General features: G+C 69.9%; 29 protein-coding genes and 1 tRNA gene. 10 read left to right on the top strand and 20 right to left on the bottom strand.

Annotated features, from left to right (window positions below; all coding sequences use genetic code 11):
• Nucleotides 1–317: 317 nt before the first annotated feature.
• Nucleotides 318–893: a TerD family protein gene (locus tag ACIPEK_RS01735; protein ID WP_401989626.1), complete on the bottom strand. Its 576-nt coding sequence runs from the start codon at nucleotides 891–893 to the stop codon at nucleotides 318–320.
• Nucleotides 894–1054: 161 nt separating this feature from the next.
• Here ACIPEK_RS01735 and ACIPEK_RS01730 point away from each other — a divergent pair, with 161 nt between their 5' ends.
• The 3 genes from ACIPEK_RS01730 to ACIPEK_RS01720 all read left to right on the top strand — a co-directional run bounded on the left by ACIPEK_RS01730 (nucleotide 1055) and on the right by ACIPEK_RS01720 (nucleotide 2846).
• Nucleotides 1055–1204, top strand: a complete 150-nt coding sequence (locus ACIPEK_RS01730) for a hypothetical protein (protein ID WP_401989625.1) — start codon at nucleotides 1055–1057, stop codon at nucleotides 1202–1204.
• 313 nt (nucleotides 1205–1517) lie between these two features.
• Nucleotides 1518–1907: a BlaI/MecI/CopY family transcriptional regulator gene (locus ACIPEK_RS01725; RefSeq protein WP_383068955.1), complete on the top strand. Its 390-nt coding sequence runs from the start codon at nucleotides 1518–1520 to the stop codon at nucleotides 1905–1907.
• Between the two features lie 6 nt (nucleotides 1908–1913).
• Entirely contained in the window at nucleotides 1914–2846 is a 933-nt protein-coding gene (locus ACIPEK_RS01720) for a M56 family metallopeptidase (RefSeq protein ID WP_383068957.1), read from the top strand.
• A gap of 102 nt (nucleotides 2847–2948) precedes the next feature.
• Here the strand turns inward: ACIPEK_RS01720 and ACIPEK_RS01715 are convergent, their stop codons facing one another.
• Nucleotides 2949–3608, bottom strand: coding sequence for a response regulator (locus ACIPEK_RS01715; protein WP_401989624.1), 660 nt, complete (start codon nucleotides 3606–3608; stop codon nucleotides 2949–2951).
• The gene (locus ACIPEK_RS01710) at nucleotides 3581–4873 is read right to left on the bottom strand and encodes a sensor histidine kinase (RefSeq protein WP_401989623.1); all 1293 of its coding nucleotides are present in this window, start codon (nucleotides 4871–4873) and stop codon (nucleotides 3581–3583) included. The genes ACIPEK_RS01715 and ACIPEK_RS01710 overlap by 28 nt, the downstream gene beginning before the upstream one ends.
• Nucleotides 4874–5051: 178 nt before the next feature.
• Between ACIPEK_RS01710 and ACIPEK_RS01705 the strand changes: the two genes are divergently transcribed.
• On the top strand, nucleotides 5052–5249 hold the full coding sequence (locus ACIPEK_RS01705; RefSeq protein WP_401989622.1) for a hypothetical protein: 198 nt from the start codon (nucleotides 5052–5054) through the stop codon (nucleotides 5247–5249).
• 49 nt (nucleotides 5250–5298) lie between these two features.
• Here the strand turns inward: ACIPEK_RS01705 and ACIPEK_RS01700 are convergent, their stop codons facing one another.
• The 4 genes from ACIPEK_RS01700 to ACIPEK_RS01685 form a co-directional block, all read right to left on the bottom strand.
• Nucleotides 5299–5748 (bottom strand): DUF1772 domain-containing protein, encoded by a 450-nt coding sequence (locus ACIPEK_RS01700; RefSeq protein WP_401989621.1) that lies wholly within the window; start codon nucleotides 5746–5748, stop codon nucleotides 5299–5301.
• 76 nt (nucleotides 5749–5824) lie between these two features.
• Nucleotides 5825–7420, bottom strand: a complete 1596-nt coding sequence (locus ACIPEK_RS01695; protein ID WP_401989620.1) for a von Willebrand factor type A domain-containing protein — start codon at nucleotides 7418–7420, stop codon at nucleotides 5825–5827.
• A 132-nt stretch (nucleotides 7421–7552) separates the two neighbouring features.
• Nucleotides 7553–8428: an ABC transporter permease gene (locus tag ACIPEK_RS01690; protein ID WP_401989619.1), complete on the bottom strand. Its 876-nt coding sequence runs from the start codon at nucleotides 8426–8428 to the stop codon at nucleotides 7553–7555.
• Nucleotides 8425–11085 (bottom strand): alpha/beta fold hydrolase, encoded by a 2661-nt coding sequence (locus tag ACIPEK_RS01685; protein WP_401989618.1) that lies wholly within the window; start codon nucleotides 11083–11085, stop codon nucleotides 8425–8427. The genes ACIPEK_RS01690 and ACIPEK_RS01685 overlap by 4 nt, the downstream gene beginning before the upstream one ends.
• 190 nt (nucleotides 11086–11275) lie before the next feature.
• On the opposite strand from ACIPEK_RS01685, the gene ACIPEK_RS01680 reads away from it, so the two are divergent.
• Nucleotides 11276–11848, top strand: coding sequence for a hypothetical protein (locus ACIPEK_RS01680; protein ID WP_401989617.1), 573 nt, complete (start codon nucleotides 11276–11278; stop codon nucleotides 11846–11848).
• Between the two features lie 5 nt (nucleotides 11849–11853).
• Here ACIPEK_RS01680 and ACIPEK_RS01675 read toward each other — a convergent pair whose 3' ends face one another.
• Together ACIPEK_RS01675 and ACIPEK_RS01670 are read right to left on the bottom strand one after the other, a co-directional pair.
• Nucleotides 11854–12576: a DUF981 family protein gene (locus ACIPEK_RS01675; protein WP_401989616.1), complete on the bottom strand. Its 723-nt coding sequence runs from the start codon at nucleotides 12574–12576 to the stop codon at nucleotides 11854–11856.
• A gap of 63 nt (nucleotides 12577–12639) precedes the next feature.
• Complete coding sequence (locus tag ACIPEK_RS01670; protein WP_401989615.1) at nucleotides 12640–13245, bottom strand: DUF4291 domain-containing protein; 606 nt, start codon at nucleotides 13243–13245, stop codon at nucleotides 12640–12642.
• Nucleotides 13246–13812: 567 nt separating this feature from the next.
• Between ACIPEK_RS01670 and ACIPEK_RS01665 the strand changes: the two genes are divergently transcribed.
• From ACIPEK_RS01665 to ACIPEK_RS01645, 5 genes are all read left to right on the top strand, one after another.
• The gene (locus ACIPEK_RS01665; protein ID WP_401989614.1) at nucleotides 13813–14739 is read left to right on the top strand and encodes a helix-turn-helix domain-containing protein; all 927 of its coding nucleotides are present in this window, start codon (nucleotides 13813–13815) and stop codon (nucleotides 14737–14739) included.
• Nucleotides 14736–15158: a hypothetical protein gene (locus tag ACIPEK_RS01660; protein ID WP_401989613.1), complete on the top strand. Its 423-nt coding sequence runs from the start codon at nucleotides 14736–14738 to the stop codon at nucleotides 15156–15158. Before ACIPEK_RS01665 ends, ACIPEK_RS01660 begins: the two co-directional genes overlap by 4 nt.
• 120 nt (nucleotides 15159–15278) lie before the next feature.
• Nucleotides 15279–15369, top strand: a tRNA-OTHER gene (locus ACIPEK_RS01655).
• Nucleotides 15370–15486: 117 nt separating this feature from the next.
• Complete coding sequence (locus ACIPEK_RS01650) at nucleotides 15487–16488, top strand: DUF2156 domain-containing protein (protein WP_401989612.1); 1002 nt, start codon at nucleotides 15487–15489, stop codon at nucleotides 16486–16488.
• 91 nt (nucleotides 16489–16579) lie between these two features.
• Nucleotides 16580–16747, top strand: coding sequence for an ABC transporter ATP-binding protein (locus ACIPEK_RS01645; RefSeq protein ID WP_383068982.1), 168 nt, complete (start codon nucleotides 16580–16582; stop codon nucleotides 16745–16747).
• An 85-nt stretch (nucleotides 16748–16832) separates the two neighbouring features.
• Here ACIPEK_RS01645 and ACIPEK_RS01640 read toward each other — a convergent pair whose 3' ends face one another.
• The 11 genes from ACIPEK_RS01640 to ACIPEK_RS01590 form a co-directional block, all read right to left on the bottom strand.
• On the bottom strand, nucleotides 16833–17954 hold the full coding sequence (locus ACIPEK_RS01640; RefSeq protein ID WP_401989611.1) for an FkbM family methyltransferase: 1122 nt from the start codon (nucleotides 17952–17954) through the stop codon (nucleotides 16833–16835).
• Between the two features lie 98 nt (nucleotides 17955–18052).
• A complete protein-coding gene (locus tag ACIPEK_RS01635; RefSeq protein ID WP_401989610.1) occupies nucleotides 18053–18838 on the bottom strand; it encodes a BTAD domain-containing putative transcriptional regulator in 786 nt (261 codons plus the stop codon).
• Nucleotides 18839–19186: 348 nt separating this feature from the next.
• Nucleotides 19187–20236, bottom strand: a complete 1050-nt coding sequence (locus ACIPEK_RS01630; RefSeq protein ID WP_383068988.1) for a fatty acid desaturase family protein — start codon at nucleotides 20234–20236, stop codon at nucleotides 19187–19189.
• Nucleotides 20237–20288: 52 nt separating this feature from the next.
• Nucleotides 20289–21533, bottom strand: a complete 1245-nt coding sequence (locus ACIPEK_RS01625) for a beta-ketoacyl-[acyl-carrier-protein] synthase family protein (protein WP_383068990.1) — start codon at nucleotides 21531–21533, stop codon at nucleotides 20289–20291.
• Nucleotides 21530–21769: a phosphopantetheine-binding protein gene (locus ACIPEK_RS01620; protein ID WP_401989609.1), complete on the bottom strand. Its 240-nt coding sequence runs from the start codon at nucleotides 21767–21769 to the stop codon at nucleotides 21530–21532. The genes ACIPEK_RS01625 and ACIPEK_RS01620 overlap by 4 nt, the downstream gene beginning before the upstream one ends.
• 67 nt (nucleotides 21770–21836) lie before the next feature.
• Nucleotides 21837–22868 carry a beta-ketoacyl-ACP synthase III gene (locus tag ACIPEK_RS01615; protein WP_401989608.1) on the bottom strand — a complete coding sequence of 344 codons (1032 nt, stop codon included), beginning with the start codon at nucleotides 22866–22868 and terminating at the stop codon, nucleotides 21837–21839.
• Complete coding sequence (locus tag ACIPEK_RS01610) at nucleotides 22865–23821, bottom strand: VlmB-like protein (RefSeq protein WP_401989607.1); 957 nt, start codon at nucleotides 23819–23821, stop codon at nucleotides 22865–22867. Before ACIPEK_RS01610 ends, ACIPEK_RS01615 begins: the two co-directional genes overlap by 4 nt.
• Nucleotides 23818–24354 (bottom strand): flavin reductase family protein, encoded by a 537-nt coding sequence (locus ACIPEK_RS01605; protein ID WP_383068996.1) that lies wholly within the window; start codon nucleotides 24352–24354, stop codon nucleotides 23818–23820. Before ACIPEK_RS01605 ends, ACIPEK_RS01610 begins: the two co-directional genes overlap by 4 nt.
• A complete protein-coding gene (locus ACIPEK_RS01600; protein WP_383068998.1) occupies nucleotides 24351–24854 on the bottom strand; it encodes a hypothetical protein in 504 nt (167 codons plus the stop codon). Before ACIPEK_RS01600 ends, ACIPEK_RS01605 begins: the two co-directional genes overlap by 4 nt.
• Nucleotides 24854–25378 carry a type II toxin-antitoxin system RatA family toxin gene (locus ACIPEK_RS01595; protein WP_401989606.1) on the bottom strand — a complete coding sequence of 175 codons (525 nt, stop codon included), beginning with the start codon at nucleotides 25376–25378 and terminating at the stop codon, nucleotides 24854–24856. The genes ACIPEK_RS01600 and ACIPEK_RS01595 overlap by 1 nt, the downstream gene beginning before the upstream one ends.
• 54 nt (nucleotides 25379–25432) lie before the next feature.
• Entirely contained in the window at nucleotides 25433–26701 is a 1269-nt protein-coding gene (locus tag ACIPEK_RS01590) for an aspartate aminotransferase family protein (protein WP_383069002.1), read from the bottom strand.
• Nucleotides 26702–26703 lie beyond the last annotated feature (2 nt).

The raw sequence follows: 26703 nt of genomic DNA, 5'->3' as shown, positions 1-26703 counted from the left end.
CGGCGAGCGCGAGCACCCGTCCGGCCGCTGGTCACCGACGGCGTCCGTGACTCGCCGCAGCCGACGCCTGGGCGTACAGACGCGGCGAGGACCTGAAGGCGGGGTCGTCGAACAGCCCGGAGCGGATGCCGAGGAGGCCGAGCACGAGGCGCAGCACCGACTCGAAGTCCGCGCGGCCTCCGGACGGAGGCTGGACGCGCCGGTCACGCCATCTCCCTGGCAGACTCGATGGACACCACCCGGACGTTCGTCCCCGCGTACGGACGGGTGAGGGCCAAGGACGCGGCCCTCACCCTGATCGTCTGCGCCGAGCTCTGTCAGACATTGACGCCGAAGTCTGCGGCGATCCCGGCCAGACCTGACGCGTACCCCTGGCCGACGGCACGGAACTTCCACTCGGCGCCGTTCCGGTACAGCTCGCCGAAGACCATCGCGGTCTCGGTCGAAGCATCCTCGGACAGGTCGTAGCGGGCGAGTTCGGCACCGCCGGCCTGGTTGACCACACGGATGAAAGCATTGCGTACCTGCCCGAAGCTCTGCCCGCGCGCCTCGGCGTCATGAATGGAGACCGGGAAGACGATCCTGACGACGTCGGCGGGCACGCCGGTGAGGTTGACCTTGACGGACTCGTCGTCGCCCTCGCCTTCGCCGGTGAGGTTGTCGCCGGTGTGCTCCACCGAACCGTCCGGGCTGGTGAGGTTGTTGTAGAAGACGAAGTGCTGGTCGGAGAGGACCTTGCCCGACTCGTTGAGCAGCAGAGCGGACGCGTCCAGGTCGAAGTCGGCACCGGCCGTGGTCCGCACATCCCAGCCCAGGCCGACCAGCACCGCGGTCAGGCCCGGCGCCTCCTTGCTCAGCGACACATTGCCGCCCTTGGCCAGGGAAACACCCATGACTCATCCCTCCACGCACGCGGTCGCCACGGATCCGGGAGACGGACCCGAACTGAAATCTACAACACTGTAGAAGTTACGGAGGGGGCGACGCGGACAGGCGCCGCCAATTTGCGCCACCCGCAGACTTCCCCGCACAAGGAGCCGAAGAGGAAGCGCATATGACGGCATGCCAGACACCGGGGTTCCTGCCGGGCTGGAGGCCCCACTTGCCGGCCGCCCTGTACGCCGGACGTCGACCGGTACCGGCCACCCGCGTGCGGGAGATGTTCGACGGCGACCTCGCCCACACCACCGTGGTCACCTGCTGACCCGGCTCTGAGCCAAGGGGGCGGAACCCCGCGAGCGAGGCGGGCGCGCCTCCCTGGGGCCGCAGCTGTCGGCGTCGGGCCTTCGCCGCCCCGCCCGAGGACGACGAACGGCTCCTGCGCGCGCTGTCGGCCCCTCGGCGCCGCAGGGTCTCCGGCCCCTGCCGCACTCGCCGAGCATGGAACCGGCCCGCAGTGGTTGACGCACCGCGGCCACACGTGCCGTGATCGCTGGGCTGTGGGCACGGGGTCTATACGATGTGAGGCTCACGAATGCCCCAGGGCGAAGCGGGATCAGGCAGGAGGCAGAGCGAGGGTGGCGGAATCTCCTCTGCGTGGTCAGCGCCGAGCACAGGGCGAGCTGGAGACGCAGGTCCTCGCGGCGCTGCACACTGCTGAGGGGCCGGCCACCGCGGGCTGGGTGCAGGAGCACCTGGACGCCGACCTCGCGTACACGACCGTGATGACGGTCCTGGCCCGGCTGCTGGGCAAGAACGCCGTCACCCGCAGGCGGGAGGGCCGGTCGTTCGTGTGGTTGCCCGCCGCTGACGAGGCCGGGCTCGCCGCGTTCAAGATGCACAAGGTGCTGGACGGTGAGCGCGATCGGAGGGCTGTGCTGGCCAGTTTCATCACCGCACTGCCGGCCGATGACGGGCAACTGCTGCGCGAACTGCTGGACCAGGCGGACGACGGGTCGGAGGACTGACGTCTCGTGGGAATCTTCGTCTTCCTGCCGCTGGTGCTGCCGTTGACTGCGTGGCCTGTCGCGCGTTTGGCCGAGAAACACCTGCATCCACGCACTGCCACCGGGCTGCTGACCGGCGTGTCCGGTGTCATGGCCGTGTGCAGCACGCTGTGCCTGGCGCTGCTGATGGTGGTCGGCACCGCGCAACTGCCCGGAAACCCGCTGCCGGACGGCTGGTCGGATCCTGAGGTGCGCGAGAGCGTGCCCCGGCATGAGATCGCCGGAAAGGCCGCGATTCCCGCGCTGATCGCGGTCGTCATGAGCTGCGGCCGGGCCCTGTTCCGCCACCGCTGGGTACGGTGGCGCGCCCACAACGCGCTTTCGGGCCTGCCCCGCACAGGCGTGGCGGTGCTTCCCGACGCCGAACCGTACGCCTACGCACTGCCCGGCGGGCCGCGCGACCGGATCGTGGTGTCCACCGGCATGCTTGCCTGCCTCACCTCACGGGAGCGCCGGGCCCTGTTCGCCCACGAGCGCACCCATCTCGCCGCCCGGCATCACCGCCACCTCCTGACCGTGCAACTGGCGGCCTGCGCCAACCCGTTCCTGTGGCCCCTGCGCACGGCGGTGACTTACTCGGCCGAGCGGTGGGCGGACGAGGAGGCCGCCCAAGCCGTCGGCAGCCGCAAAACCGTCGCTCGTGCGATCGGCAAGGCCGCTCTCGTCTCGCGCAGCACCTTCCCGGCGACGCTCGCGGCCCTCGCCGCATCCGGCCCTCTCCCGCGCCGGGTCTCGGCCCTGCTCGGTCCACCGCCTGCGGCGCGCACCTGGCCGCCCGCCTTCACCATGGTGGGCCTGGCGCTGTGGGCCGCGACTACGGGCGCCGCCCTGTCCGCGATGTTCTCAGCGAATTCGGCGGTCACATTGGCCCTGCTCCTGCACGCGGCCACACCGCTCTAGCCGGCCCACAGGCCGAGCGGACCCGGGTTGCCGTGTCTTCCGGCGCGCTCCTCGGCGGGGTTGCCGCATCCGGCCACGGAACGTCGTGGCAGATCCGCCGGGTTACGCGCGCAGGAAGGTCAGTACGGCCAGCACCCTGCGGTGCGTCTCGTCGGCCGGTGGGAGGTCCAGCTTGGCGAGGATGTTGCCGATGTGCTTGCCCACCGCGGCCTCGGAGACCACCAGGTCGCGGGCGATCGCACCGTTCGACCTGCCCTGGGCCACCAGGGCGAGCACCTCGCGTTCCCTGGCGGTGAGGCGCTCCAGTGGATCGCGGCGGCGGCGCAGGAGTTGGCGTACGACCTCCGGGTCGACGACCGTGCCACCGTCGGCGACCTCCTGCAGGGCGTCGGTGAACTCCTCGATCTGGCCGACCCGGTCCTTGAGCAGGTAGCCGACGCCCGAGCCGTCCCCGGAGTCGAGGAGGTCCGCGGCGTACGTGCGTTGCACGTACTGGCTCAGGACCAGCACCGGGAGGGCGGGCTGCTTCTCGCGGAGCCTCACCGCCGCGTACAGGCCCTTGTCCTGGAAGCCGGGCGGCATCCGGACGTCGGTCACGACGATGTCCGGGCCGTGCTCGGCCACCGCCGCCGTGAGCGCCTCCGCGTCTCCGACGGCCGCGACCACCTCGTGGCCGAAGCGGGTGAGCAGGCCGATGAGGCCCTCGCGCAGCAGCACGCTGTCCTCGGCCAGAACTACGCGGAGCGATCGGTCCACTCGCAAGGAATCTCCACACGCAATCGGGTCGGGCCCCCGGCCGGACTGGACAGGGAGAGTCTGCCATCCAGTACGGACACCCGGTCGGCCAAGCCGGTCAGTCCGCTGCCGCCGCCGGATGTGCTCGCACCGCCCCGTCCGTCGTCGTGGATCTCCAGGAACATCCGGCCTCCTGCGTGGCCGCCGCTGACCGCGACGCGGTGCGCGCCGCTGTGTCTGGCGACGTTGGCCAGTGCCTCGCAGACCACGAAGTACGCGGCTGCCTCGACGGCTTCGGGGAATCTGCCGGGCAGTTCGAGGTCCAGGTCGACGGGGATCACGGAACGGTCGGCGGCGTCGGCGACCGCGGCCTGGAGGCCGTAGTCGGCGAGGACTTTGGGATGGATGCCGTGGATCAGCTCGCGCAGCTCCGCGAGAGCCTTGCCGGCCTCCTCGTGGGCCCTGGCCAGTTGGTCGGCCAGGGGGCCGGGCGGGGCGTCCAGACGGGCCAGCCCGAGCATCATGGTGAGCGCGACAATGCGCTGTTGGGCCCCGTCGTGCAGATCGCGTTCGATACGGCGGCGTTCGGCCTCGAAGGCGTCGACCAACCGGACCCGGGAACGGGTGAGTTCCATGACCCGGGCGTCCGGCTCGGCTGATCGGTATGTGAGCAGGAAGCGGGTCAGCTCCGACCTCGCTCCGGCCAGCAGGCCCAGGAAGTAGCAGCCGAGCATCAGAGTGACGAGTCCGCCCGCCGCGGTCGCGAAGGCTTCGGGCCACGTCGTGACCGTCCACAGCTTCACCACCCGGGCCTCCGCGCCGTCCCCGTACACCTCCATCACCACGGGAGTGCTCACCACCGCCAGTGGGACGACCGTGCAGATGCCCACCGCGAGGGCGTCGAGTGGCCACAGGACCACCGCCAGCAGCAGCACGTACCCGAGTTCCCGCCAGGTCGCCCGCTCCCGGAACCGGCACGTCATCCAGCTCCACAGCCCCGGTTCCTCCGGCCGGCGGTGCGGGTCGGAGGCCGGGGTGCGGTCCATGAGGCGGAGCCTGCGCCGCTCCAGGGCCGCGACCGGAATCCCGGTCAGAGCGAGGAGGGCGAGCAGCGGCAGTCCGATCAGTGCGAGGGAGAGCGCACCGCCCACGGCCACGCCGATCACGATCACCACCAGGACGACCGCGCCGGCCAGGGCACCGCTGATCAGGTAGCCGGCCGACCTCCAGGGCCAGGGCGTCAGCAGATAGCGGAGGGTCGGCAGGGCCTGCCACACAGTGCGAGGGCGCATGGCCCCACCGTAGGAGACGGTCCCGGGGCGGTTACATCCGTGCTGCCCGAGTTCCGGGGGTAGGGCCGGCCCTACCCCCGGCCGCGATCGTGACGGGGGGCAGAGGGCCTGTGAGATCGCTGTCGTAGCCCTCGACCGTGCGGCCCACGACGAGGTCGGCATACTTGTCACCGTCGATGTGGTCGGCGGTGATGGTCTCGCCGGCCTGGAGGCGGAGCACTCCGGCGCTCCGCGCCTCCGGTCCAAGGATCGCATTCCCGCCCGGCCTGAAGGCCGGGATTCCCTGCGGGGATCAGGGATGACGGACTTCTTCGAGCAGCCGGAGGCGGCGGACGAGGCGATGGTCCCGCCGGCCGAGGTCTTCCACCTCGCGTGATGCGCGGGCGGGCCGGCACCTTCACGGTGGGAGGAACCGGCCCGTCGTCCTACCCGGCGGCCACAGCCAGCAGTGCGAACGCGGCGAGGGACAGGGCCGTCCGGATCCGGTGGAGGTTGTTCCAGCGGGACTCGAACGCCTCGCGGGCCGCGCTGTCATCGCCGCCCTCGGACGCCGCGAGCGCCTTGTTCAGCGGGATGTTCCCGGCGATCGTGATCAGGTGGCTGCCGACCGCGCAGACCAGCGCCGCCACTGCGAGCGCCCGGTCCGCGTCGTCGTCGGCTCCCACGACCACGGCGGCCGGCAAGGCGATCACACCGACGAAGAGGACCAGGAAGGCCGGTGAGGGCACCTTCTCGTTGAAGCGGCGCATCGCGGCCGTGAACCGCTCGTCCGGCAGTACCGCGATGCCGGGCATGATCGCCATCAGGAACGTCAGCAGGAAGCCGGCATAGAGGCCGGTCGTGATCACGGCGAGCGTCGCCAACAGAGAGGACATGGTGCACATCATGGCGTCGGCGGGCGGGCCGCACAGCCCACTTTCATATGCCGGTGCGGCCCGACGCCTCCCCCGGTCAGTCCATCTCGCCTTCCGGTGCGCCTCCGGACCCGTTGTCGCCCCCGCCGCCCTTGAGCCGGTCGGCCTGTCCGATCGCGGTCGCCAGCTTCCGTACCGAGTCGTCCTCGGTCCCGGAAGCCAACTTGTCAGCATGTGAGGCGAGTTCTCCGAGTCCGGGCGCACCCGGCAGCCGGCCTCCGCGCAGCGCATCGGCGAAATAGGCGGCGACCGCCGTCACTTGGAGCCGCTCGCTGTCGCCGCCCCACAGCGGACCGTCGATCGCTTTCGTCCCGACCGCCCCCGTCTGCTCGTGCGGGGCCCGGGTCCTGGGGTCCAGCCAGCGCACGGTCGCGGTCGCCACATGCCCGGAGGCACCGTCCCGGAGGTGTACGGCGTAGAGCGCCGTCACCGTGTGGCCGGGGCCGACCTCGCCGCCGTCGACGCGGTCGTTGCGGAAGTCCTCGTCGGCGACCTTCCGGTCCTCGTAACCGATCAGCTTGAACTTCTCGACGCTCTCCGGGTCGAAGGCGACCTGGGCCTTGGCGTCGCGCGCCGTCAGTTCGAGGTGTGCGGGCAGTTGGTCGACGAAGACCTTCCGGGCCTGGGTCTCGTCGGCGATGTACGTGGTGTGGCCGTCGCCCTTGTTGGTGAGCTGTTCCATCAGCGCGTCGCCGTAGTCGCTGCCGACGCCGACGCCGAAGAGGGTGATGCCGTACTCGCGGCGGGCGGAGTCGATGCGTTCGAGGATGGCTGCGGCATCGGTCTCCCCGGTGTTGGCGAGGGCGTCGGAGAGCAGGACGACCCGGTTGCTGGCGCCCTTGACGCGGCCGTCGACGGCCTCGTCGTACCCGCGCCGGATGCCTGCTTCCACGTTGGTGGAGTCGGTGGGTTCCATGGAGTCGACCTTGTCGCGGATCCTGCCGCGGTGGTCCCGTAGCCGGGTCATCGGCAGCAGTGTCTTCGCCTCGTCGCTGAAGGTGACCAGGGAGATCGAGTCGTCGTCGCGGAGTTCGTCGGTGAGGATGCCCAGGGACTTCTTCACCAGGTCGAGGCGGCCCGGTTCGGCCATCGAGCCGGAGATGTCGACGACGAAGGTGAGCGCGGCGGGCGGGCGCTCGTCACGGGCGGGGGCGGCCCGGGTGGCCAGGCCGACCCGTACCAGCGACCAGCCGTCGGCCCCGGCACGGGCGCCGTCGACGTTCACGGTGAAGCCGTTGCCGGCCGGGCGCCGGTAGCCCTGGCGGAAGCTGTTGACGAACTCCTCGGGCCGCACGGTGGCCGGCTCCGGCAGGTTGCCGTCGGCGAGGGTGCGGCGCGCATACCCGTACGAGGCGGTGTCGACGTCCAGGGCGAAGGTGGACAGGTAGTCGGGCGGCGCGGATTCCCGCGGCCCGTCCTGCTTCTTCGAGCCGTCCGCGCCTTTCGCGCCGTCGTTGTCGGCCGCACCGCCCGACGCGGCGGGTGCGGGGGCGGGGGCGGCCCGGCGGTCGGCGGAGGAGTACTTCGTTCCGTCGGATGCCCCCGAGCACCCGGTGAGCAGCATCCCGCACGCCAGCAGCACGCCGAGTGCCCCTCGCCATGTCCGTACGTACTTCCCTGTCCGGCGTTCCATGCCCTGCCCCCAACGTCGTCGTGTCAGCACTTGTGAATGTGACGTGCGAGACGGTGCCGAGGAGCAGACGAAGACGTTGCGGATGAATCTCGATGCGGCAACGGAGGCCGGGGAATCGGCGGAAGGTCAAGCTCAGGACACGATGTCCTTACGGCTGAACCCCCGGAAGGCGAAAGCGAACAGGATCAGGGCATAGGTCACCGAGATCGCCGCGCCCTTCGCCATGCCGCCCCATTCAAGATCGGGCTGGAGCGCGTCCGCCCAGGCGAACTGCCAGTGCGCGGGCAGGAATTCGCGCCAGGACCCGAGCGCGGTGACGGCGTCCAGCACATTGCCGACGATGGTCAGCCCGACCGCCCCGCCGACCGCGCCCAGCGGGGCGTCGGTCTTCGTCGACAGCCAGAACGCCAGCCCGGCGGTGACCAGTTGGGAGACGAAGATGAACGCGACGACGAGCGCCAGGCGCGGCACGGTGGCCGAGGTCGCCAGCGCCCCGCCGGTGGGGAGTTCGAGCGGCCCCCAGCCGTACGCGGCGGCTCCCGCGGCCAGTGCGACGAGCGGCAGCAGCACCATCGCGGCCAGACTGAAGCCGAGCGCCACGACGAGCTTGCTCCACAGCAGCCTGGCCCGTGGCACGGGCGCCGCCAGCAGATAGCGCAGCGAGGACCAACTGGCCTCGGAGGCGACGGTGTCCCCGCAGAACAGCGCCACCGGGACGACGAGCAGGAACCCGGCGGACACGAACAGGCATGTCGCGGCGAAGTTCGCGGCGGACGCGGTCGCGGTGTCCATCAGGGTCAGCCGGTCGCCGCCGCCCCGGGAGGACGGCGTGCCGCCGATCGCGAACGCGGCGATCAGGATGAACGGCAGCGCCGCCAGCACCCCGCCCATGAGCAGGGTGCGGCGCCGGCGCAGCTGACGTACCGCCTCGACGCGCAGCGGCAGGGTGTGCCGGGCGCGGTAGCCGGGAGCCTCGGCGGCTTCTGTGACATCGACTGCGGCACTCATGCGGAGCCTCCGGAGATCAGGGTGAGGAACGCGTCCTCCAGGCGGCGGTGCGGCCCGACACCGGTCAACGGCATGTCCAGCCGCACCAGTTCGGCGATCAGCTCGGACGAGGTGGCGCCGTCGAGCCGTACGAGCAGTCCGCGGCCGTCGTCCGTACGGACGGCCGAGCCGATCCCCGGCAGTGCGGCGACCTTGCCCACGAGGGGTTCGGCCACGTCCTGCGCGCTGGTGACGAGCAGCATGTCGCCGGAGCCGGTGATCTCGGCGACCGGGCCCGCCTGGACGAGCCGGCCGCGGTCCATGACCACGAGGTGGGTGCAGGACTGTTCGACCTCGGAGAGGAGGTGGCTGGAGACGATGACGGTCCGGCCCCCGGCCGCGTACCGGATCATCACGTCGCGCATCTCGCGGATCTGGGGCGGGTCGAGTCCGTTGGTCGGTTCGTCGAGGATGAGCAGGTCCGGCATCCCGAGCATGGCCTGGGCGATGGCGAGCCGTTGCCGCATGCCCTGCGAGTACGTGCGGACGGCACGCGCCAGGGCGTCGCCGAGCCCGGCGATCGCCAGGGCCTCCTCGATGTACGCGTCCTCGGCGGGCCGCCCTGTGGCCTGCCAGTACAGCTCCAGGTTGGCGCGCCCGGACAGGTGCGGCAGGAAGCCGGCTCCTTCGACGAACGAGCCGACGCGGGACAGCACGGGCGCTCCCGGCCGGATGGCCTGCCCGAAGACGCGGATCTCGCCGTCGTCGGGCGTGATGAGCCCCATCAGCATGCGCAGGGTGGTGGTCTTGCCCGCGCCGTTGGGTCCGAGGAGGCCGAGCACCTGCCCCTTCTCGACCCGGAAGGACAGTTCCTTCACGGCGTACCTTTCGGCGGACCTGGCGTACTTCTTCGACAGGCCGGTGATCTGGAGAGGCACCCCGGCGAGCGCCGGCTCGGGTGCGGGGGTCGCGGTACGGCGGCGGGCGGTGAGCAGCAGCAGGGCGGCGATCACGACGGCGGCGGCCGGGAGCCCCCAGGTCCACCAGGGCGGGGTGGCCGCCGCGGTCTTCAGGGCGGGGGCGGTGGGGACGGTCAGCGGGCCGGCGGCGGTCACCTCGTACGTCGTCGGCTCGGCCGGTGAGGCGTAGCCGAGGTCGGTGGCGGAGAGGACCATGCGGAGCCGGTGTCCCGCGTCGAATTGGTGGTCGATGGCGGGGAGCGTCAGCTGCACGCCCCTGCCCTGCTGGGACTGCGGAATCCGGAAGGGTGCGACCAGCTGGGAGGGCAGCACCTGCTGCTTGCCGTCCGGCGACACGTCGTACACCTTCCCGAACAGCACGGCGTCGCCCCGTTCCGCATCGACGACGACCCGCACGGTCGGTGAGCCGGTGACGCGCAGGGACTTGCCCAGCGGGGCCGAGTCGAAGCGGGCGTACTGCCCGGGGAAGTCGATCGAGAGGCCGACGCCGAGGGACGACAGCCGGGAGAGACCGCCGCCGACGCCGGGAACGGCCGAGATGGCGGGCGGGTTGGCGCCGGCCGGGTTACGGAACGTCTGCGTCCGGCGCCCGAGGTCGATCGTTTCTCCTCCGCTGTTCAGCCCCGGATACGTATCGCTGCTGGCCCCACGCGTGAGGGCGGCCCCGTCGGTGGAGTCGATACCTCCGGTCCGGGTGACGCGGAAGCCGGGCCCGGTGTCGGTGCCCTTGTCGCCCTTCAGATACCGGTCGAACCATGCGCCGATCCGCTGCCGCACCCGGTCGGTCTCCAGGTCACCGCCGTCGTGCCCACCGGCGATCCAGTCGACGGCGACCGGCGCACCGTTGCCGCTTATCGCCTCGGCCATGGCGTCGGCCTGGCCGAGCGGGAAGAGGGAGTCGGACTGCCCCTGCACGATGAGCGCGGGCACCTTGATCCGGTCGGCGACGGCGCTCGGGGAACGCTCGGTCAGCAGCGCTCGCGCGGCGGCGTCCGGCTTCCCGCTGACGGCGATCCGTTCGTACATGTCGCAGAGCTGCTTCTCGAACTTCTGGCAGCCGCCACCGGTGGTGACGAAGATTCCGGCCCAGAGCTTCTTGAAGACCCCGTCGGGGAAGAGGGCGTCGGCCAGGTTCCAGTAGGTGATCTGCGGTGCGATGGCATCGACGCGCTTGTCGTACCCGGCGGCAAGGAGCGAGACGGCTCCGCCGTAGGAGGCCCCGGTGACCCCGATTCGGGGGTCGCCCTTGGCGTCGAGCTCCACCTCGGGCCGGTCCGCCAGCCAGTCGATCAGCCGGGACACGTCCTTGACCTCGCGGTCGGGGGCGTTGAGTGCGATCTCCCCGCCCGACTTCCCGAACCCGCGGGCGGACCAGGTCAGCACGGCGTACCCGGCACCGGCCAGTTGTTCGGCCTGCGCCCGTACATCGTTCTTGCTGCCGCCGAATCCGTGCCCGATCAGCACGGCGGGCCTGCGCTGCGTGCCCCCGGTGGTGAAGTAGGAGGTGTCGATGGACACGCCGTCCACGCGCATCATCCGGTCCTGGCGGTGCACGGCGGGCCCGCCGTCGTCGGCAGTGGCGGTCCAGGTGCCCGCACCGGCCAGCACGACGAGCGCCGTGAGGCCCGCGGCCCACCGGCCGCGTTTACGGGGCAGCAGTCGCCGCCACCGGGACGTACGCGCAATAGGGGTCTCCATGGTTCACGACCCTAAGCCGACAGTCGTGGTGCGCGGGCAGCCGCCAGGGGGAACTCTCCGGCCTTCTTGCGGCGTACGGCACTCCCCCGCCGTACTCCATGTGCGGTATGCCGCGCCGTTCGGGCGGGCGCGTTCGACACGGCCGCGCGATCGGATCGCGGGAGCTCTCGTGGGCTGGCACCCTGCCGACATGAATCACGCAGAGGTACTGCTCATCGGCGGGCGCGCGGGCGTAGGCAAGTCGACCGTGGCCTGGGAGGTTTCGGCGCAACTGCGGGCCGTCGAGGCGGCGCACGCGGTCGTGGAGGGCGATCTGATGGGCCAGGTCCATCCGGCGCCGAAGGGCGATCCGCACCGCGCGGGGATCACCGAGCGCAATCTGGCGGCGGTCTGGTCCAACTTCGCGGAACTCGGCTACCGGCGCCTGATCTACACGAACACGGTGAGCGTGCTGCCGGAGTCGGCGGTGATGTTCGAGCGAGCGATGGGTGCGGATGTACGGATCGTCCGCATCCTGCTCACCGCCTCCGATGCCACGACGTACGGCCGGCTCTCGGGACGCGAGATCGGCTCGGAACTGGACCGTGAGGTGGCGAACAGTGTCCGCAAGGCCCGTCTCCTGGACGAGCATGCACCGGCGGACACGGTCCGGATCGCGACGGACGGGCGGAAGGTGACGGACATCGCGCGCGAGGTGGTGGCCGTCACGGGGTGGGGGGACCCGGTGGACCCGGCCGTCCGACCGGGCCCACCGTGGTCCTGAGCGACTCACATGGTGTTGACGATGAGGCCGATGTGGGTGAAGTAGTTGAGCCCGCCGAAGAGCAGGAACGCCAGTCCGGCCAGACCCCAGACGACTCCGATGACCGGAGCCATCCAGCTCTTGGGCCGGTGCAGCGCGAACGGGAACAGGAGCGCACCGATGCCCACGAGGACGTACAGCCCGGACATGAAGCTCGCTTCCACCATCGGCCACTTCGCGAATTCTCCGGAGATGGGTTCCTCGGGCGGCGCGGCGAAGAGGGTGTATTTCCAGCCCGCGGCGGCGATCCCGAAGCAGGCGAGCCCGAGGCCGAACACGAAGACGGAGATGGGCGAGGCGACGCGGGCCGTGCGGACGATGCGGTCGGCGCTGTTGAGTTCGGCGCCGCGTTTCCAGAGGTAGAAGGACGCGGCCAGCAGAAAGACGCCGAAGGCGAGTGCCGGCTCGCCGAAGATGACGTTGTCGAACGGGAAGCCCTGTCCGGCGAGCGGCCAGGTCAGGGTCATATGGAGGCCGGTGGTGACAAGAGTGAAGCCGATGGCCCCGAACGCCAGCACCCAGCCGTCGGGGGTGATGACGCGCCCGGACGCGAGGATCTGACGCCCCAGCGCCACCACGAGCAACAGCCCGGCACCGGCGGCCACCGCCATGATCGTGTTGTACGTCGGCATCCTGGCCCAGTCGACCTTCAGGCCGGATGCCGCCAGGGGGATGGCATGGTGGGTCATGCGCGGAGCGTAACGCCAGATATATCCCTTATAGGGCATTAACTCTTTTGCCCGGGTTACGGGTCAGGCCGTCGCCCCCGCCGGGAGCCCGGCACCGGCCGACGGGTACGGGGACTCCCGCGGCAGGCGTTCCGCCGCGTCGTCGAGCCGCCCGGCCCGCACCAGTTCATGGATCTGCCGGGCGAGCGGGGTGACGTCACGGATCGACACCGTCCACTCGTCCGCGTATCGCCGCGCCGCATCCCCCGAGAGCCCGAGCTGGAGGGAACGGTACGCGAGCCGGTCCAGGCGGAGGTCGCGCTCGGGGTCCCACTGGACACGGGCCGGGCTCCGGCGCAGGTTGCGCTGCCAGGCGGCACGGTCGGGGTGAACTCCCCTTACGTAATGCGAGAGTTCGGAGTTCGCCAGGGCCCAGTCGAAGCCCTCACGGGTGATCTCGACGGCCAGGACGGTCTCCTGGCCCTCCTTCGTGGCCCAGCCGCAGCGGTACATCATCCACAGGAAGCTCGGCTTGATCCATGTCATGCGGTCGCGCTTCCAGACTTCCGGGAAGCGCCCGTCGCGCACGGCCGGAAGACCGATGAACGGGGCGTACGCCTGGTAGACGGTGACGGTCGTATCGGTGTACTGGGCGCGGATCTCGTGCTGTGGCCTGGTCGGGGCGGTCATGACCTCATCACAGCACCGGTCCGACCGGCGCGGCGAGCGAGTTTCGCGTGCGGCGGAGCCCCCGGCCTCCTTCGGGGCGTACACCGTGCCGGTCGGGACGATGGTGTGGCCCGGCACAGTGATCACGGTCGCGACGACGGTGTCCGCGTTCCTGGTCTCGGGGGCGGGTGGGCGCCGTTCCGATGGAACGGACGATCGCCGAGGCGGTCGGTGCCGAGAGGACCGCGGACGGTAAGGGCTGTCCCGTAATCCCTGGCGGATCAGCGCACGGCGTCAGATGCGGTGCATCGCAAGGCGGAGGGGCGTCCTCATACTGGGCGTATTCGGGCGTTCCGACAACGCGGCGAGGTGCCGTAGCTGTCGTCGTGCGCCCGCCAGGGATTACGGGACAGCCCTTACGCGTTGACATCGCGAGGCCGGAAAAGGGGAGCTGCTTTTGCGGCTCCCCTTTTCCGGCCGGGGTGGACGGGCCCTGGCACGCCCCGCGAGCCGGTGCAGCCCCTTCGAGCATTACCTGGGAGGTAATTGAGGTGGCCCCGTGCCGGTCATTACCTTCCCCGTATGGGCATGCGTTCCACAGAAGACGACGGAGTCCTGGGGCTGCTCCTGCGTGACCTGCGGCGCCAGAAATCGCTCAGCAAGCAGGCACTTGCCGAGCGGGCCGGCTTTTCCCTCAGCCATCTGAGGAGAATCGAGGCCTGCGAACAGACGCCCGACGCCGAGACGGTTCTCCACATCGCCCAGGCGCTCGGGCTGCCGCCCGCGCACCGGCAGCAGCTCGTTGCCCGTGCGACCGCGGCGGGAAGGCTGCGCTGGTACGACAGCGTCCCCCCGTTACCGGCCGACGCTCGCCCGGTTCTGGAGAAGGTACTGACCGGCCATGAACCGTATCCGGCCATGGTCACCGACAGCTGCTGGAACATCGTGGCTCTCAACCACACGATGGAAATGCTGATGAGCGATGTCGCCGGCCATCTCCTGGCGCCCGCCAATTTCCTCCGCATCATTCTGCACCCGGAGGGGCTGGCACCACATCTGACCAATCTTCCCCAGGTGAGATACCACGTCATACGAATGCTCCGGCGATGGAGCGCAATCACCGGGGACGGCCGCCTGCGGGAATTGGAAGCGTCCATAGCGGGCCTTCCATCGGCGCAGGATGCCGAATTGGCCAAATCCGAGGAGGCCGAATTCACCGCATCCGGGGAGGCGGACCGCCTGCTTCTGCCCATCGAGCTGTACCGGGAGGGGCACCTGTTGACCTTCTTCCACATCGTCACCTCGTTCGGAGAGCGCCCCGGCACCCTCTTCTCCGATCTTCCATCCGGTCCGCTGAGCGGCATCGCGCTCGAATCGTTCCTGCCGGCGAATACCGAGACCCGGTTCCTCCTCGGTTCGCCCGCCCCGGTGTTCCCCGATGCCGGGAGCACCTCAGGGCCCACTCGGCACACACCTCCAGGTCAGCAGCATGACAACGAAAGGAAGACCTCATGATGTCGTCCCAGAACGCTGGTACGGTCCCGGCGACGGACGCCGCCCGTTCCGACAGCCTTCTCCGATTCGCCCTCGTGGCGGACGTGATCCTGACCGGTGCGAACGGCATCGGATACCTCGTACTCGCCACGGTCCTGGACTCGTTCCTCGGCGTGCGCCTCTCGGTGCAGTACCCGGTGGGCGTGTTCCTCACCGTGTACGCCCTGTGGGTGCTGGTCGTCTCCCGCCAGGAGAGCATCAACCGCGGCGCGGTCGCCGTCATCATCACCCTGAACGTGGCCTGGGCCGTGGCCAGCGTCGCGGCTGTCGCCGTGGACGCACTGACCGCGACGGGGATCGGCAACGGCTGGATCGTGTTCCAGGGCCTGGTCGTGGCGGCCATGGGTGCACTCCAGTACGTGGGCCTGCGGCGCATGTGAGGGCGCGCCGGGCAGGGTTGAACCGGGGCCGGCACACCATCAGCGGGACGTCAGGGCCATGTCAGGCCCCTCTGGCAGACTCTCAACTGTGAACGGGACGGGAAACCGGACCGGAAACACGGAGAGGTGCCCGGAGTGGTTTATCGGGGACCGCGCGCAAGCAAGGTCGGGCCCTCAACGGTCCACGCAGGTTCGAATCCTGCCCTCTCCGCAGCACGCAGCAATGGATCCGGCCCTGCACTCCATCAGGAGCAGGGCCGGATCTGTCTGACTTCCCGCTGCGCGGCGGCAGACCGCATTACCCGTCTATTCTCGTGGGGCGTGCAGGATGACTTCCAGTGTTACAGCAGACAGCATCGACTTCGACAACACGCTCCGCGCCGTGGCGGAGTTCAGCGACAATCCCAGCGCATTCCTGGCCCTCAGCAGCGGTAATTCCCGCTTCGCGCTGCCCGGGGTTCCAGGAGTGATCGTGTACCGGACCTCCGGGCCGTATCTGGTGCAGTTCGGCGGTCCCCTGTCTCCCCCGGACGCCGCGGGCCGGCTGCTGAAGGGCTTTCTGGAGTTCGCCGCGGCCCAGGAGCGTCCGGTCGTGTCGGTGCAGCTCCAGCAGGCGGAGACCGGTCTGTACGCCGAACACGGCTTCACCGTGAACCAGGTGGGTGCGTCGTACGCCATCGACCTGGCCGATTTCAGCCTGCGCGGCACGCGCTTCATGCAGCTGCGGAACAAGATCGCCCGCTCGTTCCGGGCCGGTCTCACCGTGACGGAGAGTCCGCTGGCGGGCTGCGCGGAGGCGGTGGCGGAGGTCGACCGTGCCTGGCTGGGCAGCAAGGGCGAGCACGCCAAGCCGCTGGAGTTCCTGGTGGGTGAGCTCGGCGGTGAAGCGCAGGCGCTGCGCCGGCTCTTCGTTGGCCGGATCGACGGCAAGCCCGTCGGCTACATCTCCTACTCGCCCGCCCACGGCAGCCGCAGCGGCTGGCTGCACGATCTCAGCCGTCGTCTTCCGGACAAGGTGCCCGGCATCATGGAGGCCATCAACAGGACGGCCATCGACACCTTCGTCGCCGAGGGGGCCGACTGGCTGCACTTCGGCTTCACACCGTTCACCGGGCTCGCCGAGGAGTACGAAGTGCCCGGCGCCAGCAGGGGTTTCGCCTGGTTCATGCGGTGGCTGCTGGCCAATGGCGCCGCTGTGTACCCGGCTCAGACACAGCTGGCGTACAAGCAGAAGTGGGCACCGCTGGTACTGCCGGAGTACGTGGCCTTCCAGGGCGAGGCCCGGTTGAGCGGGCTTCTTCACATCTTCAAGGCGGCCAACGCCATTTGAGGACGCGCCGCACCTGCCCGGTGCGGCCCGCCGTCCGTTCGTGACGTACGGAGTACGCAAACCGATCCGTTCCGAGACCCGGGAGCTTGTCATGGGACCGACACCGGAGCAGTTGGAGGCCGCCGAAGGCCAGCTGCTGAACTCGTTCTTCGGCCTGGCCGGCGACCCGGACAGCGCTTCCGCCGCCGCGGCGGCGGACCTTGCACTGGCGGAGCTGGACGCCCTGTTGGATGCGGTCCCCGAGCAGGCCACCGCCTGACGGTTGCCCCCCCTCACCGCAGGGAAGACCCCCTGGCCCGCAGGCCCGGGGGTCTTTCAGGCTGTGCGGGCGGCGGCCCGGTCGCTCAGTCCTGCGGGGGCAGGCCGTCGACCAGCACGATCTCGTCCGGAAGGCGTCCGGCGGGCCTGCGTCCGGCCAGCCAGTCGGCGATGGCCCGGGGGTCGAGGCGCGGCCTGCCGGACGCGGCCGAGGCCACCACCGGGCGGGGATCGTCCGCGTACTCGGGGCGTACCGCCTGCACGGCGTACCGGCCGGTGCCACGCAGCAGGTCCTCCTCGGCCACGGTGGCCCGGAAACCGTTCGCGGTCAGCAGGTCCCGCACGAGCTGCACCCGGCCTTCGGTCGGGGTGTCCTTCTCGTCGTGGACCTCCATGCTGATCTGCTGGATCAAGGGCCAGTGACGGCCTTCGACGCCTCGCAGGACATCCAGCTCGGCCCGCTGCACATCGATCTTGAGCAGATCGATGCGCTCCACTGCGGTCTCCTCGATCACATCGGACAGCGGTCGCAGCCGGCAGCGCCGCTCGGTGAGTTCGAAGTCCTTGGCGACCAGGGCCTCCACCTGGGCCAGATGGTCGTCCCGGCCCGCGGCGCCGGTTTCCCGGGTGTTCGCGACGTACTGCTTGATCAGATCGACCTCGTTCTCCAGGTCCGCGTAGTCGCTGCGGCACGACATGATCGAGATGCCCGGATAGAAGTTGAAGACGATCTCCTGCTCCCGGTCGGACAGCCCGAAGGGAAGCAGCCGCGCGGACACGCCGTGCCGCTCGACATTTCGGCGCAGCACGTCGAAGACATCGGGCACCGGCTCGTATGCGAAAACACTGGCCGAGGGGCAGCGGGCCCCGACGAAGAGGCTGAACATTCCAATATTTGCGCCCACGTCGAAGACGACGGCGTCCTCGCGCAGGGTGATACCGCCCTGTAAGTAGGATTCGGCGGAGAATATCTCGTCGTAGAGAAATCGTGTCTCGTGCGGATTGATCTCGGCGAGTTCACTCAGCGGCCCGGCGGGCGAGAGGTCATTCGCATTGTTCCAGCCCTGGACGCGTGCGGTCAGCCGGCCCGCGGCCGTGCGCTCCAGTCGTGCACGGGCAACGCCGGGGTACTGCAGAATCAGATCGCGCACTTCGTCGAGTTCCGTCTTCGACGCATCCGGCGAAGGGGTCCGGTCGGGCTTCGTCACGAGAAATTCCTCCGTCATCGACAGTCGTTTTCCGGGGTGCGTGGGGTGCGTGGGGTGCGTGGGGTGCGGGGTGGGGAGCGGCGCGCCGGGACTGCGGGTCAGGACGCGATCGCGGAACCGCGCAGCGGGGTACGTGCCACCACGAGCCGTTCGGCGCCGCCGAGCGCCGGGTCCTGGTTGAGGATCGCCATCATGCAGCTCTTGACGCTCGGCGAGGGCTCCATCCCGAACTCCTCGACCAGACGGCTGCGCAGCTGGTTGTAGGTCTGTATGGCCTCGGCCTGACGACCGAGGCGGTAGAGGCACACCATCAACAGCTCGAACAGCCGCTCCCGCCAGGGGGCGAGATAGGCGAGCATCTTCAACTCGCTGACGGCCTGGGCGTATCCGTCGATCGCGATGTCGAGCTGTATTCGCGTTTCCACGGCCGAGAGCCGGTTCTCCTCGAACTGCGCGGCGGCGCTCTGGCAGATCGGGCCGCCTGTGACACCCTCCAGCGGCGCACCGTGCCAGAGCGACAGGGCCCGGTCGAACAGTTCCCTCGCGCCCGCCGGATCGTTCCGCATCGAAGCGCGCGCCTGTTTCGTCAGGGAGCCGAAGAGGTGCACGTCCACTTCGAGCGGGTCGACGTCCAGCACATAGCTTGACGGGCGGGTGATCAGCCGCCGGCCGACGAACTCGTCACCGAGCTCGGCGCGGAGCACTTTTCGCAGCCGGGCCACTTGGGCCTGCAATGCGTTTCCGGGCTGACTCGGTATTCCCTCCTCCCACAGCTCCTCGAAGAACTGTTCCTTGGTCACCGGCTCCCCCGCCTTCAGGAGCAGCAGTGCGAGCAGCGTGCACTGACGCGCCCCCCGTAAAGCGGTCAGACCGGTTCCGTTCACTATTCCCACTGAGCCGAGAACCTTGAATGTCACGAATCCCCCCGTGTCCAATCGCCCGTTGACCATCGGGAAGGGCCGTAACTCGTCGGTGTTTATCGAGCACGCCCCTCGCACAGCCAACTGTGCAGCAGGGGAAATGGCAAAGTCCATTACCCATCCAGTAATTGACGCATCACCGGGGGCGTGATAAAACCCATTCTCAGCGGAGTATGCAAAAAAATAGCCAAGAATGTATGGGGGTCGGCCGGTACGGCTGAGGGCCCACGTACCATCCGGCACGCGGGCCCGGCGGCACCTGATGCCGTGCGACGCCGCCGGGTCCGGCACCGGCGGACCCGGCCGTGACACTCACGCAGCCTGCGGTTCCGCGCCGTTGCGGGCCTCGTCGCTGACCTTCCCGAGGAAGCGTGCCACCTCGCGGTAGGAGGCCCAGGCGGACACCTCCCGGTACGGAATGGCGTGCTCCGCGCAGTAGTCGATGACCAGCGGCCGTACGTACCGCAGATTGACCCGGGGCATGGCGGGGAACAGATGGTGCTCGATCTGGTAGTTCAGCCCCCCGTACAGGAAGTCGGTCAGCCGGCTGGACCGGATGTTCCGTGACGTCAGCACCTGGCGGTGGAGCCAGTCGAGCTGGACATCGCTGCGGTAGACGACCATGCCCTTGTGGTTCGGGGCGAAGACGGCGCCCAGATACAGGCCGAACACCGCCTGGTTGAGGAGCACGAACACCACGCCGGTCAGCGGTGACAGCACGGTGAACACGGCGGCCAGACAGACCACGGCGTGCACCCCGATCAGCCCGAGCTCCAGGACGGGGCGGCGCAGCCCGCCCGCGCGTGCCGCCTTGAAGCCGGACGCGTGCAGCCGCCAAGCCTCCTGTCCCAGCAGCACGAAGAACATCACCGCCTGGAAGCGGATGACGAACCGCCGGAAGCCGCTCGTCGCCTTCGCCGGCATCTCGTCCACGTCGAAGATGACCTGACGGCGCATCGTGTCCGGGTCGCGGTCGAGGTTGTTGGGGTTGCTGTGGTGCCGGTTGTGGTGGTTGATCCACCAGCCGTACGCGGTGCCCATCAGCAGGTTCATATGGATGGCACCCAGCACCTCGGACGGCACCTTGGCCTTGCTGATCTGCTTGTGGCCCGTGTCGTGCGCGATGAAGCCGGTCTGGACGAAGGCCAGCCCCAGCGCGACCGCTGTCACCAACTGCCACCAGGTGTCCCCGAACCAGAACAGCGCCGCCCAGCAGGCCCCGAACAGAACGAGGTTGGAGGCTATCTTGAAGGTGAAGTAGTCCTTCCGGGAATCCATCAGCCCGGCCTGCTTGACCAGATCGGACAGTTCCTCGAAGGAGCCTGTCGGCGAGATGGTCAGGGAGTCCTGTCGGGCGGGCATGAGCGTTTCTCCTTCATGTCGGGCCGAAACGTCGGGCCGAATGGCGCCGCGGTCAGGCCGCGGTGAACACGAGTACGGCGTTCTGTCCCCCGAATCCGAAGGAGTTGCTCAGGGCCACTCCGATCGGCAGGGCCCGGGGCGCCTTCGCCACGATGTCGACCTCGATGGCGGGGTCGACGCTGTCGAGGTTCGCGGTGGGCGGCACGGTCCCCTGCTCCAGCGCGAGGACGGTGAGCGCCGCTTCGACGGCTCCTGCGGCGCCCAGTGAGTGCCCGGTCACGCCCTTGGACGACGTCACCACGGGACGCGTGCCGAGCACTCGTTTCAACACCCGTGCCTCGGTGAGGTCGTTGAGCGGGGTCGAGGTGCCGTGCGCGTTGACATGGTCGACCTCGTCGGGGGCCACGCCCGCGTCGCGCAGCGCTGTGCGGATCGCGCGTTCGGCGCCCCGCCCCTCCGGGTCGGGGGCGGTGGCGTGATGGGCGTCGGCCGATGCCCCGTATCCGCTCAGCCGGGCCCGCACCCGGGCGCCGCGGGCGCGGGCGTCGGCCAGTCGCTCCAGCACCAGCACCCCCGCGCCCTCCGCCGCCACGAAGCCGTCCCGGTCCGTGTCGAACGGGCGGGAGGCCGCGGCCGGATCGTCGCACCGCCGGGAGAGTGCTCCCATCCGGGCGAAGCCGGACAGCACCGCCGGGGTCAGGCTCGCCTCGGTGCCTCCCGTGATCACCACATCGCAGGTACCGGACCGCAGCAGGTCCCGTGCGGTGCCGATGGCGGTGGCGGCCGATGCGCACGCCGTGGCAGTGACGAGATTGGGGCCGAGGGCGCCGAACTCCATGGCCGCGTAACCGGACACCATGTTGACCGCGGACATCGGCACCAGCATCGGTGAGACGGCCGCTGCCCCCTGCCGGTCGAGGGTGCGGACCTGTTGCTCGAACGTGGCGGTGCCGCCGAGGGCGTTGCCCAGGACCACGCCGACCCGGGCTCCGTCCCAGTCGGCGGGGTCGAGCCCGCTGTCGTGGACGGCCTCCGCCGCGGCGATCAGGGCCAGCTGTACGTAGCGGTCGAGCCGCCAGGCCCGTCGCCTGCCGAAGTGGGCCACCGGGTCGAAGTCCGCGGCGCGGCAGCTGAAGTCGACCAGCAGCCCCGCCAGACCGGGGTCGGTGGCCGCGGCCGGCTCGGCGTCCAGGACCCGCGCCCAGTTCTCCGCCACCCCGTTGCCCGCCGGGGTCAGCAGGCCGAGACCGGTGACGGCGATGTCACGGGCCCCGGCGTCGTCGCGGCCGGGGCTCACAGCACCGCGCTCTTGCTGTCGATCAGGGCGATCAGGTCCTTGACCGACGATTCCGCGCCGATCTCCTCGTCGTCGATCTGGATGTTGAACTCACCACCGGCGACCAGGGCGAATTCGACCAGGGCCAGGGAGTCCAGGTCGAGATCGCGCATCGTGGTGTCCTCGGTGACCTCCTCCGGCTCGACTCCGAACCGGCTGACGAGGACCTCGGTGATCCGGTCGAGAACGCTGGGCATCTCTGTCTCCTAACGGTGTACGCACAGGGTTTGGACGGGACGGGATGGGACGGGTGTGGTCGTGCGGTCAGACGGCGTCCAGTTGCGGCCAGCGCAGCGTGGTGGAGCCCCAGGCGAGGCCGCCTCCGAAGGAGGTGAGCACCACCGAGTGGCCGGCGCGCAGGGAGCCGTCGGCTACCGCGTCGGCGAGCAGCAGCGGGACCGATGCCGCCGCTGTGTTGCCGACCCGGTCGATGTTGGAGAGAGCCCGTTCCTGCGGCAGCCCGAGCTGTTCGGCGAGGGCGTCCAGGATGCGGGAGTTGGCCTGGTGGGCGGCGAGCCGGTCGATGTCCCGCACGGTCCAGCCGGCCTGTTCGACGGCCTTCTGCACGGAGCCGGTCATCCGCAGCACGGCGTGCCGGAACACCTGCTTGCCCTGCATGGCGAAGTAGTGGTCACGGGGCCCGGCCGGTACGCCGCTGCCCCGCTGGCGCGAGCCCCCGGCGGGGATCTCGATCAGATCGGAGAGGTGTCCGTCGGTGCCCAGGTCGAATCCGCCGAGCGCTCCGGGCTCGTCCGGTTCGCCGCGGCGCAGTACGACGGCTCCGGCGCCGTCCCCGAAGATCGGTCCTGTGGTGCGGTCCTCGGGATCGAGCAGCGTCGAGTATGCGTCCGAGCCGATCACCAGGACGTCGTCCGCCGTGCCCGAGGCGATCAGTCCGGCGCCGATCGCCAGTGCGTAGACGAATCCTGCGCAGACGGCCCCGACGTCGAAGGCCGGTACCCCGGCCAGGCCGAGCCGCGCGGCCACCTCCGGGGCGGTCGCCGGGCAGGGGCGGTCCGAGGTGGTGGTGGCGAGGACCACCGCTCCGACGGAGTCCTGCTGCGCCGACTTCAGGGCCCTGGCTCCGGCCTCGACGGCCAGCGAACCGGTGGACATCCCGGGCTCGATCACATGCCGCTGCCGGATACCGGTACGGGTGCGGATCCACTCGTCCGAGGTGTCCAGCCGGACGACGAGATCCTCGTTGGTCACCACCCTGGGCGGCAGCCAGCCGCCGAGCCCGCACAGCACCGCGGCCGGTCCGGCCGGCCGGCCGGCGGCGGCCTCGCCCGTCATATGAGGGCCTCTTCCAGCCCCATGTACTTCAGGCGCTTGGCCTTCATGTCGTCGGACCACTGGTCGGCGGTGTCCTGACGCTCCTGCGGGGTGGTGTCCATCAGCCGTCGGCCCGGCCAGATCTCGTAGTCGCCCACCACGTCGCCGTGGCGGCGCAGTCCCTCCTGGAACCTCTCCTCGCGCCAGTGCACCATGTCGTGGGTGGGGAGCTCCTCCCACATGTCCATGCCGCGGCGGATCAGCTCCACGACCCGGTCCTTGTCCTGCGGGTGGTCGATCAGATGGCGGCGCGCGATGTCCGCTCCGACCGTCAGATGGCGGATCTCGTCGATGCCCGCGCCCTTGTCGATCTCCGCGGCGGCCGGGTCGAGCGGCCGCCACTTGCGCTCGCTCAGTTCGGCCGCGGGCGCGAGGGCGCCCTCCAGGATGATGGTCATCATCACCACGCCGCCGATGAAGTCGCGGTCGTCGCGCATGATTTCCAGGCTGCGCTGCTCCAGCGGCCCCAGCACGCTCTCCTTGTACGGGGAGGCGAAGGTGTCGACCGCCTCGACCAGCCGTTCGGGGGCGATGCCGAGCGCCAGCAGGTGGTTGCGGAAGACCATGGCGTGCCGGCACTCGTCCAGCACCTGGGTCGCGTAGAACTCCATGGTGTCGTTGTCCGGCGCGATCGGGACCAGGTACGACAGCACCCTGGTGGCCTTCTCCTCGGCCAGTGCCCGGAAGGCGTACTCCTGGGTGATGGCCTCGTAGAACGGCCCCTCCAGCATGTGCGGGGCCACCGTGAGAGTGGGGTCGTGTCCGTCCGGGCGGCCGCGCAGGGTGCCCTGCGGTACGGCCTGCAGCCAGTAGCGGAGGTTGCAGTCCGCCGCGGTGAGCTCCAGGTCCATGGCGCCTTCGAGCAGTCCGGGGGCCTGGTCCCAGTCCGCCTCGGCGGGAATCGGCGTGGTCATGTGGTTTCCTCCTCGATCCGGATGTGACCGGGGTGAAGATGCCCGGCGAAGTACAGCAGTGGAGCCCTGTCGCTCTCGGCCGCGCAGGCCGTCACGGTGGCCAGCACGACCGCGTGGTCCCCGGCCGGGACGCATTCGTGCACCCGGCAGTGCAGCCAGCTGAGGGTGGAGCGCAGCCGGGGCACGCCGTCCTCACCGGGTGTCCACTGCACCCCTTGGAACTGGGCGCGCCCGGGGCTTCTGGAGCGGCTGGCGAAGTGCCGGGCCAGCGCGGACTGGTGGGCGGCGAGCACATTGACGGTGAAGGCTCGGTGCCGCGTGATGCGAGGGAGCAGTGAGCTGTCGTTCTGCAGACAGATGGAGACCATCGGGGGCTCGTGGGAGACGAAGGAGAACGCGCTGACGGTGCTGCCGTGCACCGAATCGCCGCTGCCCACCGTCACCACCGACACCCCGGTGGGGAACCTCCGGGCGGCGCTCCACACCGTGGTCTCGACGACCGGCCGGTGCGCCGTGCCGATCGGCGAGGTCATGAGGTGGCGGACTGACGGGCGGGGGCCGGGGCGGGAACGGCGGCCGGGGGCCGGCCGGATCCCTGCTCCACGGCCGCTTCCAGCGCGGCGAACTGCGGATGGACGACGGGCTCGAAGCTGACGCCGAACGGTTTCAGGAAGTTGCCGAACAGGGCCCTGTCCCCGCACAGATGGATGGGGAGGGCGAGCAGCGCCCACTCGTTGCCGATCAGCAGGATCCACAGCAGGGCGACGGCGCCCTGGGTCGCCATGCTGTGCATGGTGTTGTACAGCACGTAGTACGCCTTCGGAATCCGCTTGGTCCTGCTGCGGTGGTAGGCGATGGCGCCGGGGATGTAGCCGATCAGGTCGATGTAGACGAAGAGCAGGGCGAAGGGCCACCAGCGGATGTCGCCCAGGTGCCGGAAGAAGAAGTAGAAGCTGACACCGAGGGCGAAGAGGTATTCGAGCCGGATCAGCCGGTAGGTGGCCTTGGTGTCGAAGCGGTTGAGCGCGTCCATCAGGCACCTCCTCGGGCGGAGAGCGAGTGGGCCGCTTCCGGGGCGGGGCCGGGCAGATCGGTGAGCGCCTCGCCGCCCTCCAGCACCGCGATGGAGCCGAAGAGCCCTTCGAGTACGGCGCAGATGGCCCGTTTGATGACGCGTTCGGCGATGGGGTCCATGATTCCCACGAGGCTCTCGATGCCGAAGTCGTAGGTGACCTCGAAGCGGACCTCGGTACCGGAGCCGGCCGAGGTCAGCTGCCAGCTGCCCCGGAACTCCTCGAAGTCGCCGTCGGTCTGGTCGAATTCGATCCTCAGGTTCTCCGGATCGAGGGTCTCCGCCTCGTTCCAGCGCATGATGCCGCGCCGGAAGTTGACCTCCCAGTCGCTGTCGCGCGGAGTGTCCGGGGTGGCGGGCGGATGGGTTTCGACGACGTGGATGTCCTCCGCGATGTCCGCGAAGCGGGTGAAGTCCGCGATGGTCCCGAAGGCCGCCGAGGCGTTCTCGGCGTCCAGGGCCACCCGGAGGTGAATGCTTCTCACGGTGATGCTGCTCCAGTTGTCGGGGGGATGGCGCGGCCGTAACTGTCCGGGGGGTCAGGCGATGACGGCGTGGGCGGCCTTCTCGAACGCGTCGAGAAGGAACTGCACGTCGTCCTGACCTAGCACCGCCGGTGGCGTCAGCCGCATGACGGTGGAGGAGTTCAGCGAGTGGTTGGCGAGGACACCTGCGCCGATCAGCTCCAGGAGCAGGTCCCCCGCCAGTCCCGGCACGGTGAACTCCAGGCCGATGAGCAGGCCCGCTCCGCGTACCTCCAGCAGCCGGTGGCCGAGTACCTCGCGGGCGATCCGGTCCAGCTCGGTCAGCAGCAGCCGCCCCAGCTCGCCGGACCGTTCCACCAGGGAGTCCTCCTTGATGGCGGCGAGCGCACCGCGGGCCGCGGCCATCGCCAGCGGGTTGCCGGAGAAGGTCGAGGTGTGGATGAACGGGTCCTTGTCGAAGGGCCGGAACACCTCGGGTGTCGCCACCAGGGCCGAGACCGGCACCACGCCGCCGGCCAGCCCCTTGCCCACCAGGAGGATGTCCGGCACCACGCCCTCCCGGTCGGCGCCCCACCAGGTGCCGAGGCGGCCGAGTCCGGTCTGGATCTCGTCGAGCACGAAGAGCGCCCCGTACTCACGGCAGAGCCGTGCGACGTCCCGCAGATAGCCCTCGGGCGGCACGATCACACCGGCCTCGCCCTGCACCGGCTCGACGATGACGCAGCCTTCTCCCGGGTAGCGCGCCAGCTCGGCCTCCAGGGCGGCCGCGTCGCCGTACGGCACATGCGAGACCTGGGGCAGCAGCGGCCGGAACGGCTGCTGGAAGACATCCTTCGCGGTGAGGCTGAGGGCGCCCATGGTCTTGCCGTGGTAGCCGAGGTCCATGGAGATCAGCCGGCTGCGGCCCTGGGCGCGCGCCAGCTTGATGGCACCTTCCACGGCCTCCGCTCCCGAGCCCGCGAAGTGCACCTTCTGCAGCCCGGCGGGGACGACGTCGATCAGCGCCTCGGCCGCGTCGACGACGGCGGGTTCGAGGAGCAGCCGGGTGGCGACCGGATTGGTGTTGAGCTGCCGGGTCACCTCGGCGACGACCCGGGGGTGCCGGGCACCCATCAGGAAGACCCCGTATCCGCCGCAGTTGAGGATGCGGCTTCCGGACGCGGTGTGGATCCAGGGGCCCTCGGCGGCGACCTCCACATCGCCGCCGAACATCTCTCCGAGGGAGGCGCGGCCCTTGCTCAGGTAGCGGCGGTAGCGGGTGACGAGGTCGGCGTACGGGTCCTTGGCGGGCGCCGGTGCGGTGCCGGTGTACGTGGTGGTCATCG

The sequence above is a fragment of the Streptomyces sp. NPDC088246 genome (assembly GCF_044741025.1).
Lineage (GTDB): Bacteria > Actinomycetota > Actinomycetes > Streptomycetales > Streptomycetaceae > Streptomyces.
The sequence above is the reverse complement of the archived record's forward strand: the minus strand, read 5'-3'. Positions and strand labels throughout refer to the sequence as shown.